A 16,789-nucleotide genomic window follows, 5' to 3' on the forward strand; every position below is an offset into this window, starting at 1 on the left:
AAATTTATGTTAACTACCTTAAGTAAGCTCGTTAATGACCCCTTAACAATGGCAAGTTTAGTAATTATACTTGCCGTCTTTATTTTGTTTGTAGCAGTAGAGATACTAGCTTGTCGAAACTATCAACAATCTGATTGTACGTTAACTGAAAAAGGGATTCAAATTATTGAGAAATACAAAGCACAAGGAATTATATTATTTCATAATATTGATCCAAAGATTATTCGATGGATTACAAAGCATTTTGAGGTGGAAGATATAGAATTAGGAGTTAAAATCAGACAAGAAAATAATTTATTTGTTTTACTATCTTACCCTTCTATCTTGAATAAGCCTGTTCCTCGTAGTCCTGTTTATTATGCACCAACCCTACTGACTGCTTTAGGAATACTCGGTACATTTATCGGGATTTCATTCGGATTACAGGGGGTGAATTTAGATAACATTGCTGATACCAATACCCTAATTGATGCCAGCACAAAATTGCTTTCTGGCATGAAAGTTGCTTTTTTTACTTCATTAGTTGGTGTATCAACATCTATTATTTCAATGATCGGGCTATATTTCGGAGCAAAAAATAGAAGTGATTATCGCAACAAACTCCGAAAAAAACTCAGTGAAATTGCCTTTATTCAAACCTCAGAACGTCTTTTATCCAGACTTGATACAAGTTCTGATCAAACAACTGCTAAAAGCCTTCAATCCGTTGCTGATAGTTTGTCAGGGTTAAGTGCTGACGCAATTGGACAGGCTATTAAACAAGCTATTTCCTCAGAAAATAATCTTATTGTTCAAGAATTGCAAGCTCTACGACAACTCCAGGAAGAACAAGGAACAACAGTAAATAACCTAGTTCACCAACTTCGTAATGAATTAATTGAACCTGTTGTTACTCGCTTAGATCAAAGTGCCAAATTAACTCAAGATGCTTCTGAAGCAGTAAAAGAACTGAAAACAGAGCTAGGGGGAATTGCTCAAAGTTTAACAGGTGCAGTAGAAACAATTCAAACTTTTCAACAAGATACCTTGCAAGAACTTCAACAATTTGCCTCAAATTTACAAGAAATTTTGGCTCAATTCCGTGTTGATACAAAAGGAGTTCTTGAACAAGTTGCCTCAGAAATTAATCGAGCCGTTGAACAAAGTATTAAAGGGTTAGATGCTCAAAGAACTTCATTTGAAGAAAGTGCAATTCAAGCATCTAATACATTCCGAGGAATTCGAGAAGATTTACAAACAGCCCTAGATACTCAAGCACAGCAACAACGGGAAATGTTGAAAGATGTTCACTCATCTACTGAGTCGATTCTTAAACAAGCTAATCAAACATTTCAACAGCAATCAAATACATTAATAAGTGTTGGACAAGAAGCCTCTAACTTACTCAATCAAGCTAAAGAGAACCTCCTCGGAACATTAGAAAATATTGATGCAATGTTGCAAAATACTCGTCACACTGTTCAATCAGAATTAGAACATTTTCGTCTCGACTATCAAGCAGCATTACAAGCATTCTTTAACGAACAAAATAATCTTCTAAATGAAACTCTTGGACAACAACGAGATGGACTTGCTCAAGTCGTGTCTAGTTTACAACAAACCTTTCATGATGAAGCAACTAAACGACAACAGATGTCAGAGCAGATTGATGACAGTTTAAACAACATTAAAAACAGCGTAGAAATCGTCAATAATTTGGCTATTGCTATCGGTATGAATTCTAGTGAACGTCTAGGACAATTACAAGAATTAGCCCGTACGATTGGAGGGGAAGCGCAGAGAGTTGAAAGGGCTTATCAAAGTATGACAAATCAATTTTATGAGGCTCTCCAGTTAGGACAAGAACAGTTGAATGATTATTTACAACAAGCTAATGAATCTTACAGCAATAGCTTTAATGAAGCAGATCGTAGCACGGCTCAAATCTGTGAAAAACTGAACCAAACATCTGTTGGATTAATGAATGTTGCTGAATATTTAGTAACAGCAGCTAATAATTTACATAATACTCAGAATCAGAATGGCAACGGTAATGGTAATGGTAATGGTAATGGTAATGGTAATGGAAGGGCCCAGATAATTCACTAATTCATACAAAAATTAAGTGGATTTCAATAACAAACATAACAAAATTAGTGGAGTATTTAAGCATGAATGGCTCAGAGGATCATGAATTAGATGCAGAAGGATTAGAGGAGCAGGATGCAGGAGTTTGGCTCTCTATTGGGGATTTAATGTCTGGATTATTAATGTTATTTGCTTTGTTATTTGTGACTGTTCAGGTACAATTACAAGCAGAAATTCAACGAGCAAAAAAACTTGAGACAGAATTACAAAAATATAAACAAGCTATTGATGAATTACCTATCAGAATTATCAATGCAGTTGAAGGAAAAGTAGGAGGAACAGGTCTTTTTACTGTCGATCCAGAAACAGGTGATGTAAGTTTAGGAGAACAGATTCTTTTTGATGAAGGAAGTACAGAACTTAAGCCAGAAGGGAAGAAATTTCTACAACAATTTATTCCTGTTTATAGTCAAGTAATTTTTTCAGATGATTTGTTTGATCGTCAAATTATTCGGGTTATTGTTGAAGGTCATACCAGTTCTAAAGGCCCTGAAAAAGATAATATGGAACTAAGTCTGCGAAGATCTTTAAGTGTTTCAGATTATATTTTTTCAAATCAGATCAATTTTCCCACAAAAGAACAGTTTAAGCAAAAACTTTTATCAGCTGGTCGAGGTGAAATTGATGCTGATTCATCCTTTGATAATCCACGCGATCGCAAGGTCATTTTTCGCTTTCAATTTCGTCCAGTGGATATTCAAGACTTCCTTGATAAAGAAAAAAATAATAACTCATCAGAAGGAAAAAAATAGACATGACATTTCATTTTTCAACCCTAATATTACCAGAATTCTCCCAACTCACAGCCAGAGAACTTTTAAGATTAGCGGGATCAAATAATGACGAATCAGGGATTATGTCTCCTGCTTTAGCTGATGGGATAACTAATCATAATGTTAAGTATCCTCGTTCTCTAGATGAAATTTTTCAAGATATTGAACAAGGTAATACCCAAAATCTTAGTAGTTTAGAGTGGATTCATTGTATTAATTTAAAGAAAATATGGGAGCAAAAAAATCAAGAAAAAAGTAACAATATTTCTGAAAATATTTGGAATTTTGCCAAAGATAATCCTTGGTTAAAACATTATTTATTTTGGAATTTAGTTCTTCATTATAGTCAGTCAATAAATTGTCCAGAGGTGTCAAACTCTTTGCTTGAACAATTTACGTTATATGTTCCCCAAACTGATCGAGATCGCTGTATTGTTAAAATAATTAAGTCTTTACAAGATCAGAATAATTATGCTTACAATTTAGCAAAAATTAGTTTAGATAAATTACAAACTCCTCGCCAACTTTTTGCCAATTTAGATTTACCTCAAAAAATTCTCGAAATCAATCATGCACTTGATAAAGTTTGTTCTCAATTTATTAATTCAACTACTCGCAATAATACTCAAGTAACCTGGCTCATAAATTGTTTAGAGGAGATGAATAAGCAACGGCAAGTTAATGGGGTAAATTTGTTGTTAGAGAATATTTCTAGAGAAGATAGTATCAAGTACCCTGAATTAGTTAATTGGATTAAGCAATATTCTAGCCCAAGTCTCCCTAATTCTTTCTGGAACCAACTTTCTTCTTCGGCTAAAAAATCCTTGTGTCAATGGATGGGAGCAGCCAATTACCAAGATTTTCAACAACTAATTCAATTGATTTTGCAGCGTCTTTATCTTGAGGACTGGAAAAAAAATCAATTAGAAAGAAGAAAGGACTTTTGGTGGAATTATTGTGATAGGTTTGAGAGAATTCGTATCCTTCTCCCTCCTTCATCAGCCAAAGTTTTAAGTAGTGATTTAGGCAACCAAAATACTACCATTCTTAAAGAAGATGGCAGTGAAATGACAGAAGTTTGTATTTTTGATTTTGGACAGTGGCTTATTGTCGAATTTTTTAGAGGACGTGGGAGTGAGATTCGATTATTTCCAAAAACTCCAGAATTAGAAAAAAAGTTGTTTGAAGATGATAATTTATGTCTTAAAAAGCTTCGTTTCTATGGTGGTGAAACTCATGACCATGTATTCTGTTGGCAAGGAGATTGTGTACAATGGCTTAGACAAAGAGAGATTTATCCCAATGAAGGGACTATCTATTTTAAAGGATTACCTCGCCAACATTGTCAATATAATCCCAATCGGGGTTTACCAGCAATTTCACCTGAAGACAGAAGAAAACGCCGACAAAAACTAAGATATTGGAGAGAAGACATCCAACAACTTGAAGAAGAAGCAAGAAGATGGGCCGGAGAAATTTAAACATCGGAAGTCTTATAAAGCCAAGGATTATCCCAAGATATTCCCCCAACTTCTAAACCCCCTAAATGACTAACAGCTTTGAGGATTAATTGCCCTTGAGTTTGCCGTAATTCTAGACTAAGATTTCCTTGCATGGTATCTCGACAATTAAACTGTAATCCCTCAGCCGTCGGTACACGAACATAATTGCCAGCTTGGTCAGTTGTTCCCACAATTTTAATTGTAAAATCTGCATTTTTTCCTTCCATTTCCCATCTTCCCCAAGGCTTAATTTGCCAAGATAACTGGCTATTTTCTCGCTTAAATTGATAGAATTTTCCTTGATAATGTAAGCCAATTAATCCCACTGATTCAGTCCACCCGAAAACCTCTCGAATGCCGCCAACGGCGGTTAAAGTTAACTCAGATTCTTCAAGAAAACTATTACAATTAATCCAAAACCACTTAATAGGAAAAGAGCGTCCCCAATTTTTTTCACTATAAGCAGGGGCCCGAGTAAAATCATATATTTTCCCATTCCAATCAATCCAACCATTGGCATAGCCATGAGCCATTAAAACTTGCCATCCTGGGTCAAAAATTGGCAAAAAAGAAAGCCATCCTGCGGTTGGTTTTTGCGAAAAATTACGATTTCCCCAACCATCAATTGGTTCAATTTCATAACACCAACGGCAATAATTTTTAGTCGCGCGATCGCAGATATAACCTTGATTTAATATAGCGTTTGCTTGATATCCTTCTTCAATCTTTTGTTCAAAAATAACTGGATCAAGTAATTGAGGTTTTAGAGATAATTTAGTTTTGCCCCAATGGCCTAAACCTAACTGATGATAGCTTGCCCAAAATGTTTTAACATCGGGAAAAGTACGACATAAATATTGATCATTTGCCCCTAAAATTTGGGCCGCCCCTCCACTATGAGATTTTCCTCCAACGGGATCATCAATGGAGTACATAAACCCAAAAGTTTGACCCCATTCTGGTAAAGTTACCCGATAATACCACCCTTCAAAAAAACGTTGGTTACTGCCATCCCAATGATAGCCACAATGAGGAGTTTGACAAGGTTTATTCATAAATAGCGTTTACATAAGAATTGTGAACACTTTAACACGAGCATACTTCGACATCATGAATAAAGAATTAATCTGCTGTTTGTCAAGTGTTATTTAAAATTCTGATGAAAGACTGCGACAATGATCAAGATTTTGGCGTTTCTCAGGGTGACTATGTTTAAACTGTAACATTACCTTCTCAGTAGAAATACTTAAGTTGGCAGGACTTGTCGCCGTTTGTGTTACATCCTTAATCTCCTTATCCCATCACTCATTCCCTGATTAACCTTTGGTTAATTGTTAGCTAGATCACATGGATCTGAGCAGTCATTTTTACTCAAAATTAGTCAAATCTACTATCGTATTGCATATCCGTTTTCCTGTAAACCTTTATTAAAAGATTCAATAGAAACCCACCTGAATGATTATCAGGAAGGCAACACCCCCCGAAAATTTCATGTTACGGTGTAACAGTTTAAGAAATGTAAAAGACAGTTCTGTGAGGAGTCAAGGTTGGAAAATCCATTGAATCAACGAAGTTTCGAGGGGTCGAACAACTCACTTAACACAAGATCTATGAACAATAAATTTTGGACCAGACTAACAACAACGGCAATCATGACTACCCTGGGGACGACCACCATGATTGGACTCTCTCTCCAATGCTCTCTGGCATCCGATGCCAAGGAGAAGGTGGATCAACTAGGGGAACTTCTAGGAATTGGGACACTAATCACCCCAGAAAGTTCCCAATTTCAAGCCCAAAATGTTGTCAGTTTAGGGCCTGTCAAAACTGATTTAGAGAATCAACTCCCTCAAAGTGAGATTGTCACCCTCCATCTCCACCGATGGAAATACAAACTGGCTGTTACCCTAAAAATCCGTCAGATTCCTGTATTAACCTTTTTGGGGTCGAAAGCTGACCTAGCAGCCATTCAAGACGGGAATAATGAGATTGATCTAACCCAAATCGAAAGTGACGCTATTGTTCGCGCCCAAGGGTTGGCCAAACGCTTGAATGAACTCAGTCAAGACGAAAAATTCAAAGCTGAACAGATCATTGTCGTCCAAGATAAAACCGATAAATCCTATCGGATCAAAATCAACTCAGAAGAATTGGTTAAGGTTGATGGACAGGTTATTTTACCAGATACCACCAATAATCGAGCAGTAGATGCCTTGCAAGCGACAAATCGTATACGACGGTTGATGGGACAAGCAGCCCCCTTAACGGCTATTGTAGACCCCAATCAGTCAACCAATAGCACAGGGATAGCCAGTATTCAAACTGTCACCAGTCGTCGTAAGGGTATGGCTTCTTGGTATGGCCCTGGATTTCATGGTCGATTAACGGCCAATGGAGAACGGTACAATCAAAATGGTTTAACTGCGGCTCATAAAACCCTGCCCTTTGGTACTCAAGTTCGGGTAACTAACCTGAATAATGGTCGCTCTGTCACTGTTCGCATTAATGATCGTGGCCCCTACGCCCATGGACGAGTGATCGACTTATCCAGAGGTGCTGCCAGTCTTATTGGCGTAGTGAATAGCGGTGTGGCCCCTGTTCAGTTGGAAGTTCTCGGACGATAAGATGTTCCTAGGGGCGGGTTTCTCGCAAAAATCCATGATTTTAACAAAAATGTTGGATAAACCTGCCCGGCATCATCTTCAGTACAATCCTTGTTTGTGACAACCTAGAAGGTTGTGTTACTGTTTAACCTCTTTTTGGCGAGAAATCCCCGATTGAGGAACGAAAATCGAGGGATGATAGCCAAAGCAACAGTTTTGTGACATAATAGATGTGGCCGCCAGGTAAAAAACCTAAATCGCAGCCCAAGTTGGGGTGTACCCATCCAAGATGAGAGTGAAAGGTAGTCAATTGACGGAACCGACCGAGCTTGGGAAATACGACAAAAAATTGAACAAATCGACAAGTATCCAGGGACTCTGGAAAACGAAAACGCCTGATTAGTCGTTCTGTCGGGGAACCAACGGTGGGAGATGTTTATCATCATTTGTACCAACGAGTTTTAGATAAGTGGCGAAACCTCGCATGAGCGAGAATAACCAGGAATGCCCTATCGTGAGTTAGGGAGGTTCCCCGCACAAAACGTAGTGGCGTGCGTGGGAGGATGTCACCCCGTATTCCGCATTCCGGCCGCAATACCATTAATTGTTAATAATGCGCCCCGTAATAACTCCTCTTTTGAGTAGCGGAAATGAACAACTCCAGACTCAGCTTGATGGGTATATTGACGTAACCGTTTGAGTAAGGAAACTTGTAAAAATCCCAAAGGAACAATTGTTCCATTTCTTAACTGAACTGATCGCTGTAAGGGGATATCCCCATCTAATAATTTTTGTTGATCGGTAATGGTTAGAACAATATCTCTTGTCCGATGATATTCTTGGGAAATTTGGTCAAATACTCGTTCAAATCTTTCAAGATCTTCGGGTTTTGATAACTCTCTGACGTAATGATGAGCAATTTGTAAATCGACTTTGGAGAGGGTCATTTCTACCTTAGAAATCACCATTTTAAAGAATGGCCATTTTAAGTAAAAATAACGCAGTAACTTCAAATTCTCATCAGGTTCTTGATCCAAAAAGGTTTGTAAGGCGGTTCCCACACCATACCAAGCGGGAAGCAGAAAACGGCTTTGTGTCCAACTAAATACCCAAGGAATAGCCCGTAAGGTACTTAAATCCTTTTTCGCACTCTTGCGTCTCGCGGGACGAGAACTAATCTGTAATTGACTAATTTCTGGAATGGGAGTCACGGACATAAAGAAGTCAATAAAATCGGGTTGCTCATAAATCAAGCCCCGATAAGCTTTACGCGCCCAACTCGCTAACTCCTCCATGATATCGTTCCAAGGGCTAATATCATCAAACCCACTCCCTAACAAACTGGCTTGAATAACTGCTGTGGTGACGGTTTCTAAGTTGTATAAGGCAAGTTCTGGTAAGGAATATTTAGAGGCTAACACTTCCCCCTGTTCCGTAATCTTAATCCGTCCGTTAATGGTAGCAGTGGGTTGGGCTAAAATAGCGGCATAGGCAGGGCCGCCACCTCGTCCCACTGAACCACCCCGGCCATGAAATAGTCTGAGGTCAATGTGATAGGGTTCAGCCACTTTTTGTAGGGCTTTTTGGGCTTTATGAATTTCCCAGTTACTACTCAAAAACCCAGAATCTTTGTTGCTATCAGAATAACCCACCATAATTTCTTGTAAATTGGTGGGTTGTAAGACAGGAATGGGTAAATTGGCTGTTTCTGAGCCGTTGAGGTATTCATATCCTCCCGCTAAGGAAGCGCGGTATAAGGGTAACTCAAATAATGCCCCCATAATTTCTGGGGCCCGTTTTAAGTCATCTACCGTCTCAAACAGGGGAACAATACGAATGCTGGTTGTGCTGGTTCCCGGATCATAAAGTCCCGCTTCTTTGGCTAATAGCAGCACTTCTAAGACATCACTGACATCATTAGTCATGCTGATAATGTAAGTTTGACAGATATCTAAGCCAAATTCCTGTTGGAGATACCGCAGCATTCTCAAGGTTTCGATGGTTTCGTAGGTTTTGCCTTCAAAGGGCATATCCAGGGGAATGAGAGGGCGACGGGTTTGTAATTCTTTGACCAACCAATTAATTTTTTCCGCTTCTGATAACTTACCGTAGGGTTGGGGCAGAATGTTTAAATAACTGGCAATTTCTTCGATCGCCTCGGAATGACGGGAAGATTCTTGACGAAAATCTAACTCAGTCAGGGTAAAGCCAAACATTTCCGCCTGAAAAATTAAGTTTTCCAGTTCCTGACACTTTAGTCCGGTTTCTTCTAAATTACGTTTAATTAGCTGGAGTTCTTCCCAAAATTCGGCCCCGGAATGATAAATATTCTGTTCAGCCGTTTCTGACACTACTTGTTGCTTGTCTGGGTTAGCCAAACGATTATTGCGATCGCGGGTCTTTTCTAACCGCCTTTGAATGTAAGCTAACTTGAGGCGATAGGGTTCTTGACGGTAACGAATGGCTAAGTCATCATAAATATCTGGCATTTTCACGCGATCGCGTTCCAGAGAGTCTAATAAGTCTTGAGAGACATTACTCCAATGGAGAGAGGGACTTAAAATTTCTGTCAAATCGTCAATGGCTAATAAATACTTTTCTAGGATCAGATTACGCTGATAACAGGCTGTTCGCCAAGTCACTTCAGGCGTAACAGAAGGGTTGCCATCTCGATCGCCTCCTACCCAAGATCCAAAGCGACAAAAGGTGTTACGGGGAGATTTTAACCAAGGGAAAGAAGATTTTAAGGCTTGTTGTAATCTTACGGAAAGTTGGGGCAGAGCATCACATAAAACCTCATCAAAGTAGTGGAGGGTATAGTCTACCTCATCGAGAACACTAGGTTTAAATTGATGCAGTTCATCTGTACGCCACCAGAGACGAATTTCTTCGGTGAGTTGTTCAATAGCTGAATTTGATTCCCAAGAGGTACTGAGTCCCATTCCCCGAAAGGCTTCTTCTGCCCGATCTAAACGCCTCAGAAGGTTCACAATACGTCGTTGTTTAAGGCGAATGGTATGGCGGACAATTTCTGTGGGATGTGCGGTAAAAACGAGGCGAATATCTAATTGATTAAGGAGACGTTGAATTACTTGGGGGGGAACATTTAGCTGTTTTAATTGGGGAAATAGGGAATGGAATGTTCCTGCTTTTTCTTGGGGATTTTCGCTACTTACTAAGCTCTTTTCCAGTAAATCAGCCCCCATTGACCCAGTAGTAGACTGTTCTTCGTTGCTACTAGCTTTTTCTTTTGCGGGGTCTTGATAGGTGGCCCGTCGGTTTAATTGTTGATCTCGTTGTTCGTAGTGTTGTTCAACAATATTAATTAACTGAAAATAAAGAGCAAAAGCCCGCGCTGCGCGGATAGCTTCATTGAGTTCTAACCCTTCTATTAGTTCATTAACGGATGTTTTCGGTTTATCGGTAACTTGTCCTTCTGGTGAGCAAATTTTCCGCAGTTTTTTGAGTAAATCTACTAATTCTTGGCCACATTCTGCCCGTAATACCGCTTCCCACAAATCTTCGACTAATTTGAGACGCTGGCGCAAAAATAGGTCAGAGGTGGAGAAAATATTTACGTCTTCAAGAGTGGACTGCAATGATTCAAGAAGCGGACTCATAGGAACCTCAAGGGACATTTTTACGATTGAGTTCTGGTTAGATAGCTCAAGTCAGATCGGGTTATCAGATAGGACATCCGTAGCTGTCAACAGTCGCTGACCTCTACTTGTTCCTTTGATCACTGAGCGAAGTCGAAGTGTTGCCTTTTGCCTTTCGCGCAGAGGTATAACCCCCATTATTTTATCGGTTCTTCTCTCATTTAGGGGGGTTTATTGTGGGGATTTGCAGAAATTTAAAGGATACTTTAATAAACGGCTTAATTATTCGTTGCTCTCATCAGTGGTTTCGGGAAAGTTGAGAATGGGTAAGCGATCGCCCCGAAAAATCTCCTCGCTGTTTTGTCCCAGTTGTAATAATTCCTCAGCTACAGCATGAACGACTAGCAAACCCAACAGAAACGGGGCCGTAGCTAAACTTAATCCCATGACCATACAATCGGGAGACTGATTCGATTTACTCATAAATACTCACCACTAAGGAAACTCCCTATTCATGATAAGATTATAAAACTCAACTAGCAATAAGTTGATTATTTTAGGTTTTTTATCAGTAAGATGACAAGTATGAGCGATTGTGTCCCAGTAGATATAGTAGTTATTAGTGCTTTAAAGAGCGAATTAGACTATTTATTAGACAGAGAAGATTTTAATTGGAGTAAATTTGAGGATGACCCAATATCCAGTCTTCAGTATAAAATTGGGACACTACCAGAAACAGATATTACTATTGCTGCCGCTTACGCAAGGGGAATGGGATTAACTGATTCTGCCATCTTAACAACACAAGCAATTACTGCCTTTAAACCTGAACTTCTAGGGATGATTGGTATCTGTGCTGGACGTGAAGATAAAGGGGTAAATATTGGAGATTTAATTATACCTGATAAAGCCTATCATTATCGATTTGGCTCATTTAAAAATGGCAAAATCGAAAAAGAGCAGAAAGTCGAACAAATTAATCAGAAATATTCCCAGTATATGCGTAGTTTTTTTACAGAAGAAATTATGGGTGAAATCCATACGAATAAAAAAATAAAAGGAACTCTTAAACCTGATAGAAATCCTAAAGTCTGGAATGAACAAGATATGGCAATGGGTTCATCTGATTTTGTTGTCAAAGATGTGACATTAGTTGAGGAAGCAGCAGAATGGGAAAGAAAATTAGTAGGGATTGAAATGGAAAGTTATGCTGTCTTACGTACAGCTAATCTTTTAAATACTAAAGCCATTATCATTAAAGCAGTTATTGATCTAGCCGATCCCCACAAGAATGACAGCTATTTCTACTATACAACTTATTTAGCAACTGAAGCTTTTATTCGGTTTCTGACAGATACCGTTCAACAAGGTTATTTAAAAAAAAAATAACTGAGCAACAAAAATATATTGAAAAACTTATCGGTCAAGGTTGGGAACTTGTTGATGAAGAGCTAATTAACCAATATCAAAAACCAGCAGATAGAGGAAGAATGCTGAGCTTTTTTAATGGTCGTTCTCCAGAATGGGCTGATATATTAGCACAAAAGTCGACATCAGATAGAAGTTTTGTCATACCTCAACGGGAAATTGTTGACCAATTAGTTAACCTTCTAGAAGGAGCTAAATATAATTCTAAACCATCTGTAACCTTTTTAAGAGGTGCAACGGGAGAAGGCAAAAGAACTGCCATTTTACAAACTGTTTGTCAATTAGGAAGACAGAAAGCTTGGTATATTTTATGGTGTAACAATCCCAGAGAAGAGATTGATTGGTTTGATTTTATTCAAGATTTACCTCAGTCTAACGATAAACCTTGGTTAATTGTAATTTCTCAAGCAGAATTAATGATAATAAATATATTGACAGCAATTACTCGACACAGAAATCGTAAAGATATAAAATTTTTGCTATGTTGTTTGAATTTAGATTGGCAATTCATCAGAAAAAAAAGAGAGTGGAAAACTGAATGGAGACAATATATATATGGTGAAGAGGAACTAAGAGGATTATCACCAAAAGATGCTGAGCAAATTGTGACAGTTTGGGGCGAATATGGACAAGAAGGGTTAAAAGAATTATTTAAGGTTACAACTGTTCAAGAGAGAGCCAATAAATTGCTGGATGCTGCTAAAGGTGAAGCCGCTTATTCTCATGAAGGAACATTTTTTGGTGCAATTCTTGAGGTAAGGTGGGGTGAAGAAGGATTAAAAAAACATCTGGAAGAAGACCTTTTAATCAAGCTTCAAGAAAACTATATTAATCGAGAAAAAAACCTAACGTTACAAGATGCTTTTACCTACATCTCAGTGATTCATGGGGTCAAAGAAGATATTCTATATAAGGATATTTTAGCACAAGTATTAAAGTTAGAAGAAAATCAGCTTGAGAAAATAGTTATTGAGCCACTTGCAGAAGAAGCACTTGCAACCAGAGCATCAGCAGAACGTATTTTGACACGCCATTATAAAATAGCTATGGCTGTACAAGAAATTTTATTTAAAAATTGCCCCGACAGCGAATTTGAAAAACCATATATTGATTTAGTTGAAACTGCAATGTCAATGATTGACAAAGACAGGAATGATAACGAGAAAGAGAAGTTTAAAAAGTGGGGATATTTGTCTAAGCGGATATTTAACCAGGGTAAAAAAGAAGAAGACTCTAGGAAAGAAAACCTAGGTTGTCATCTAGCTCACTCTGTTTTTAACATAATTAAAAACAAACAATTTTTAGTAACCTTAAGTTCTCTATATCGCAAATTGAAAGACCCAGAAAAAAGTGTAGAATTATTTAGAAATGAAGCTGATAATATTTCAGGTAAAGATAGACAGTTTTATAATGAGTGGGCAACGGCAGAAGGGGAATGCAGAAAATGGTCGTTAGATATTTACTTAAATTATATTTCTTTAGCTGATGAAATTTTAGGAAAATTGGAAGGCGAATTAGATGAACAAAGAGTTAGTGCCGCTTTTAGTGGGTTATCTGTAGCTTTTACAGAATTATACGAAAGCAGGGAAAAAGAACCAAGTTATTTACAAAAATCCTGTTGGACAATTTGCCATTTAGGTATTCGTAAAGAAGGTTTAGTAGATAATAAAGCAAAAAAACATTTAAGAGACTATAAAAGTAAAGCAGAAAAAAATAAAAATTTAGAATTTGATAAAAATGATGAAGACTATTTTGAGGAATTTTTGAGAGGATTAGAACTAATTTATGAAAGGGAAAAAAGAGAAGTTAATGATTTACCCTTTTGGGTTCCTTCTTATGAAGAGTTAAAGTTTGAATCCTTAAAAGAATATTTACGAATACAATCTACTTCTCAATCATCTTCTCCAAAACCGATTAAGCGACCTTCTCTCCGTTGGAGACGATGATAAATCAAAGCAATTTGTTAATTTTTTCAATATGTGTCCCAAGTAATAAATCTCGTCGGTCTAAACCCTAAACTAACCTTAAAGATAGCGATCGCCAACTCCTAACCCTCCACTCCTCTCCCAGATTTTTTGAAAATTCCTTGACGTAACTGCTTGAAAACCCTTTAGAATAAGTAACGTTGGGTATCAAAACCAGAAAAAGGGTAACAAATATATGACACCATCTTTAGCTAATTTCCTATGGAGTCTTGTTTGGGGAAGCGTTATCGTCGTTATTCCCATCACCGTTGCATTGATCTTCATCAGTCAAAGCGATAAAATCAAGCGCAACTACTAGGCTTGTCCCCACCCATCTTTGTCAGGGTGGGGCCTTCTAGGATGATCAAACCAAGGTAGTCTGATTCGTTATTTGTTAAGTTTAAGTCAGTGAACCCGATTGGGTATGCTAAGGGTAAAGTTTTACAGAAACTCGCTACCTTGACACTCTCGCCGTTACAGGCGTAGCCTTAACGGGAGATTATTGGTACTTTCTAGTTTTTTCGTTTACTAACCGGCCCACATTACTGGTTACTCGGTTATAATAATTGTAGCACTAAAATAACTACAATGGCAAGAAACAAAATACTTAGAATTCGGTTGTCTGACGAAGAGTGGGAAAGACTTGAATCCTACGCTAAGTCCAAAGAATATACACTTACAGAGGTTGTCCGTGATTATATTAAACGCTTGCCAAAAACGGATTTCCTTCGGTCAATTTCTTTGTTCGTTGCCATTCATCTCACCGCTAACCTCCTATAGTCGGTGTAACGGGAGTCCTCTGGCAACATTTAATATAGAAAAGAGAATGGAGAGCAATAATGGTTAACTTTGGGCTGAACTCAGCCAGTATTCTCGGTATCTTTCTAGCGGTGGCTGGAGCAGGGCTATACTTCTTACGCACTGTTCGTCCAGAATTATCGAGAGATCACGATATCTTTTTTGCCGCTGTTGGGTTGTTGTGTGGCTTAATTCTCCTGTTTCAAGGATGGCGACTCGATCCCATTTTACAATTCGGTCAATTCCTCTTAACGGGGTCGGCCGTCTTTTTTGCCGTGGAAAGCATTCGCTTACGGGGGGCCACTACCGAACAAGCAAGACGGGGTTCTTCTTTTGTCGATGATGAACGTCGTGTCAGTAAAACACGAGTCTATACTGACGCTGAGTTAGATCGCATTGAACCCTATGAAGAAGACGAACCCGTCTCTCGCAATAATCCTCGTTTAAGAGGTTATGCGGAACCGAAAGGCAGTCGCAGTAACAGTTATACTGAGGAAGAGCCTCGGAGTCCTAGAAGTAGTCGTCGTTCGGCTGAACCTTATGGCGATCGCCAACCGACCCCCAAACGGCGACCCCGTCCCAGTCGTCCCCCAGTCGAGGGTTATGATGCTTGGGATAATGGTGATGATATGTGGGAAGAACGTCCCAAAAACCGTCGTCCCAGTCGTCCCCGTCCAGAAGGAACCCCCCCTGAAACATCGACTCGTCGTCCTTCCCGTCAACCTCGTCCCCGTCCTCCAGCAGACGAAAGGGGTTATACTCCTAGTTCCCCAGAAGCGACTCCCGCTGATTATGTAGATTATCAACCCATTGATAAACCGGAAACGGAACGGAGAAAGGGAACTAAACCATCAGATGAAGGGTATGGCGGCGATCGCCCTGAAGATAACCCAAATACCGAGCGTTTTGATTATTAATTGATGAACAGTGACCGCAAACTCGCTTTTTGGCCTTGGTTATCGCTGGTTATGGGGAGTCACAGGGGTTTGTCTGCTGAGTTTACTGTCAGCTTGTGATGTTTTTAATCGTCCTCAACCCCCAACAACCCTGAACAGTCGTTACAATGATGAGCAGCCCGCCTTAAGTGGGGATGGCCGCTGGTTGGCCCTGGTATCAAATCGTAATGGTACCAGCGAGATTTTAGTATATGATCTGCGCGGGGAAGGGTTTATTAATCTTCCAGGGTTAAATCAAAGTAATGTTATTTTAGAAAGTCCAAGTTTAAGCCGCACGGGACGCTATTTGGTGTATATTTCTAGTATTCAGGGAAGACCAGATGTGGCTCTTTATGACCGTGCCACCCGACGGGCGGAATTGTTAACCCAAGGGTATCGCAATTGGGTGAGAAACCCTCATATTAGTTCTGACGGACGCTACATCGTTTTTGAAACAGCACGACGGGGCCAATGGGATCTTGAAGTGTTTGATCGTGGCCCGTTAATTGAGTTAGATATTCCTGATGGTACTCCAGTGGAAAAGCCTTAGCCTGTGAAACGTTTTGTTATTATTTTGATGGTAGCAACCAGCAGTATTTTAGGGGGTTGTACGGGTTATCCTCGCCTGTTAAATTTTCCAGTTGATGCGGGAGGGCGTAGTTTAAATAGTCGTTCTGCGGAATTAGATCCTCAAATTACTTCGACTTATATTGTGTTTGTTTCTGATAGAAATGGTTCCCAAGATGTCTATTTATTTGATGCTCAAAAACGTCAATTAATTGCTTTACCAGGGTTAAATTCTTTAGATGAAATTGCCTCTCATCCTTCGATTTCTGAAGATGGTCGTTATCTGGTTTTTGGCAGTAGTCGTCAAGGTAAATCTAATATTTATTTATACGATCGTCAAACGGAACAAAAACGCAATTTAACTGAGAATTTAGCAGCAGAAGTTCGTAATCCGACGATTAATGCTGATGGGACGGAAATTGCCTTTGAAGTAGCTAAAGATGGGCAATGGGATATCATGATTTATGATATTTCAGGGAATCCGATTAGGTAA

13 protein-coding genes are annotated in these 16,789 nt (G+C 38.9%); 10 read left to right on the plus strand and 3 right to left on the minus strand.

The window, feature by feature from the left end:
* Positions 1-6 precede the first annotated feature (6 nt).
* The 3 genes from VB691_RS18415 to VB691_RS18425 all read left to right on the plus strand — a co-directional run bounded on the left by VB691_RS18415 (position 7) and on the right by VB691_RS18425 (position 4,381).
* Entirely contained in the window at positions 7-2,088 is a 2,082-nt protein-coding gene (locus tag VB691_RS18415) for a hypothetical protein (RefSeq protein WP_323292977.1), read from the plus strand.
* Positions 2,089-2,150: 62 nt separating this feature from the next.
* Positions 2,151-2,879, plus strand: a complete 729-nt coding sequence (locus tag VB691_RS18420; protein WP_323292978.1) for an OmpA family protein — start codon at positions 2,151-2,153, stop codon at positions 2,877-2,879.
* Between the two features lie 2 nt (positions 2,880-2,881).
* Entirely contained in the window at positions 2,882-4,381 is a 1,500-nt protein-coding gene (locus VB691_RS18425) for an EH signature domain-containing protein (RefSeq protein WP_323292979.1), read from the plus strand.
* Here the strand turns inward: VB691_RS18425 and VB691_RS18430 are convergent.
* Positions 4,378-5,457: a tocopherol cyclase family protein gene (locus VB691_RS18430; protein WP_323292980.1), complete on the minus strand. Its 1,080-nt coding sequence runs from the start codon at positions 5,455-5,457 to the stop codon at positions 4,378-4,380. The genes VB691_RS18425 and VB691_RS18430 overlap by 4 nt on opposite strands.
* A 555-nt stretch (positions 5,458-6,012) precedes the next feature.
* Between VB691_RS18430 and VB691_RS18435 the strand changes: the two genes are divergently transcribed.
* Entirely contained in the window at positions 6,013-7,026 is a 1,014-nt protein-coding gene (locus tag VB691_RS18435) for a septal ring lytic transglycosylase RlpA family protein (protein WP_416245281.1), read from the plus strand.
* A 545-nt stretch (positions 7,027-7,571) separates the two neighbouring features.
* On the opposite strand, the gene ppc is transcribed toward VB691_RS18435, so the two are convergent.
* Positions 7,572-10,625: a phosphoenolpyruvate carboxylase gene (gene ppc / locus VB691_RS18440; protein WP_323292982.1), complete on the minus strand. Its 3,054-nt coding sequence runs from the start codon at positions 10,623-10,625 to the stop codon at positions 7,572-7,574.
* Positions 10,626-10,886: 261 nt separating this feature from the next.
* Entirely contained in the window at positions 10,887-11,087 is a 201-nt protein-coding gene (locus VB691_RS18445; RefSeq protein WP_323292983.1) for a hypothetical protein, read from the minus strand.
* Positions 11,088-11,189: 102 nt separating this feature from the next.
* Between VB691_RS18445 and VB691_RS18450 the strand changes: the two genes are divergently transcribed.
* From VB691_RS18450 to VB691_RS18475, 6 genes are all read left to right on the plus strand, one after another.
* The gene (locus VB691_RS18450) at positions 11,190-11,993 is read left to right on the plus strand and encodes a hypothetical protein (RefSeq protein WP_323292984.1); all 804 of its coding nucleotides are present in this window, start codon (positions 11,190-11,192) and stop codon (positions 11,991-11,993) included.
* Between the two features lie 101 nt (positions 11,994-12,094).
* Positions 12,095-13,978, plus strand: a complete 1,884-nt coding sequence (locus VB691_RS18455) for a hypothetical protein (RefSeq protein ID WP_323292985.1) — start codon at positions 12,095-12,097, stop codon at positions 13,976-13,978.
* Between the two features lie 214 nt (positions 13,979-14,192).
* Entirely contained in the window at positions 14,193-14,315 is a 123-nt protein-coding gene (gene psbX / locus VB691_RS18460) for a photosystem II reaction center X protein (protein WP_323292986.1), read from the plus strand.
* 520 nt (positions 14,316-14,835) lie between these two features.
* Positions 14,836-15,711 (plus strand): Ycf66 family protein, encoded by an 876-nt coding sequence (locus tag VB691_RS18465; RefSeq protein WP_323292987.1) that lies wholly within the window; start codon positions 14,836-14,838, stop codon positions 15,709-15,711.
* Positions 15,712-15,784: 73 nt separating this feature from the next.
* A complete protein-coding gene (locus VB691_RS18470) occupies positions 15,785-16,279 on the plus strand; it encodes a TolB family protein (RefSeq protein WP_416245292.1) in 495 nt (164 codons plus the stop codon).
* A gap of 3 nt (positions 16,280-16,282) precedes the next feature.
* Complete coding sequence (locus tag VB691_RS18475; protein ID WP_323292989.1) at positions 16,283-16,789, plus strand: Tol biopolymer transporter periplasmic protein; 507 nt, start codon at positions 16,283-16,285, stop codon at positions 16,787-16,789.

This window comes from Crocosphaera sp. XPORK-15E, assembly GCF_034931425.1.
Lineage (GTDB): Bacteria > Cyanobacteriota > Cyanobacteriia > Cyanobacteriales > Microcystaceae > UHCC-0190.

Bases quoted from the DNA above. Each gene is read 5' to 3' on its own strand.
- VB691_RS18415 (WP_323292977.1), top strand. From the start codon at position 7: ATGTTAACTACCTTAAGTAAGCTCGTTAATGACCCCTTAACAATGGCA.
- VB691_RS18420 (WP_323292978.1), top strand. From the start codon at position 2,151: ATGAATGGCTCAGAGGATCATGAATTAGATGCAGAAGGATTAGAGGAG.
- VB691_RS18425 (WP_323292979.1), top strand. From the start codon at position 2,882: ATGACATTTCATTTTTCAACCCTAATATTACCAGAATTCTCCCAACTC.
- VB691_RS18430 (WP_323292980.1), bottom strand. From the start codon at position 5,457: ATGAATAAACCTTGTCAAACTCCTCATTGTGGCTATCATTGGGATGGC.
- VB691_RS18435 (WP_416245281.1), top strand. From the start codon at position 6,013: ATGAACAATAAATTTTGGACCAGACTAACAACAACGGCAATCATGACT.
- ppc (WP_323292982.1), bottom strand. From the start codon at position 10,625: ATGAGTCCGCTTCTTGAATCATTGCAGTCCACTCTTGAAGACGTAAAT.
- VB691_RS18445 (WP_323292983.1), bottom strand. From the start codon at position 11,087: ATGAGTAAATCGAATCAGTCTCCCGATTGTATGGTCATGGGATTAAGT.
- VB691_RS18450 (WP_323292984.1), top strand. From the start codon at position 11,190: ATGAGCGATTGTGTCCCAGTAGATATAGTAGTTATTAGTGCTTTAAAG.
- VB691_RS18455 (WP_323292985.1), top strand. From the start codon at position 12,095: ATGCTGAGCTTTTTTAATGGTCGTTCTCCAGAATGGGCTGATATATTA.
- psbX (WP_323292986.1), top strand. From the start codon at position 14,193: ATGACACCATCTTTAGCTAATTTCCTATGGAGTCTTGTTTGGGGAAGC.
- VB691_RS18465 (WP_323292987.1), top strand. From the start codon at position 14,836: ATGGTTAACTTTGGGCTGAACTCAGCCAGTATTCTCGGTATCTTTCTA.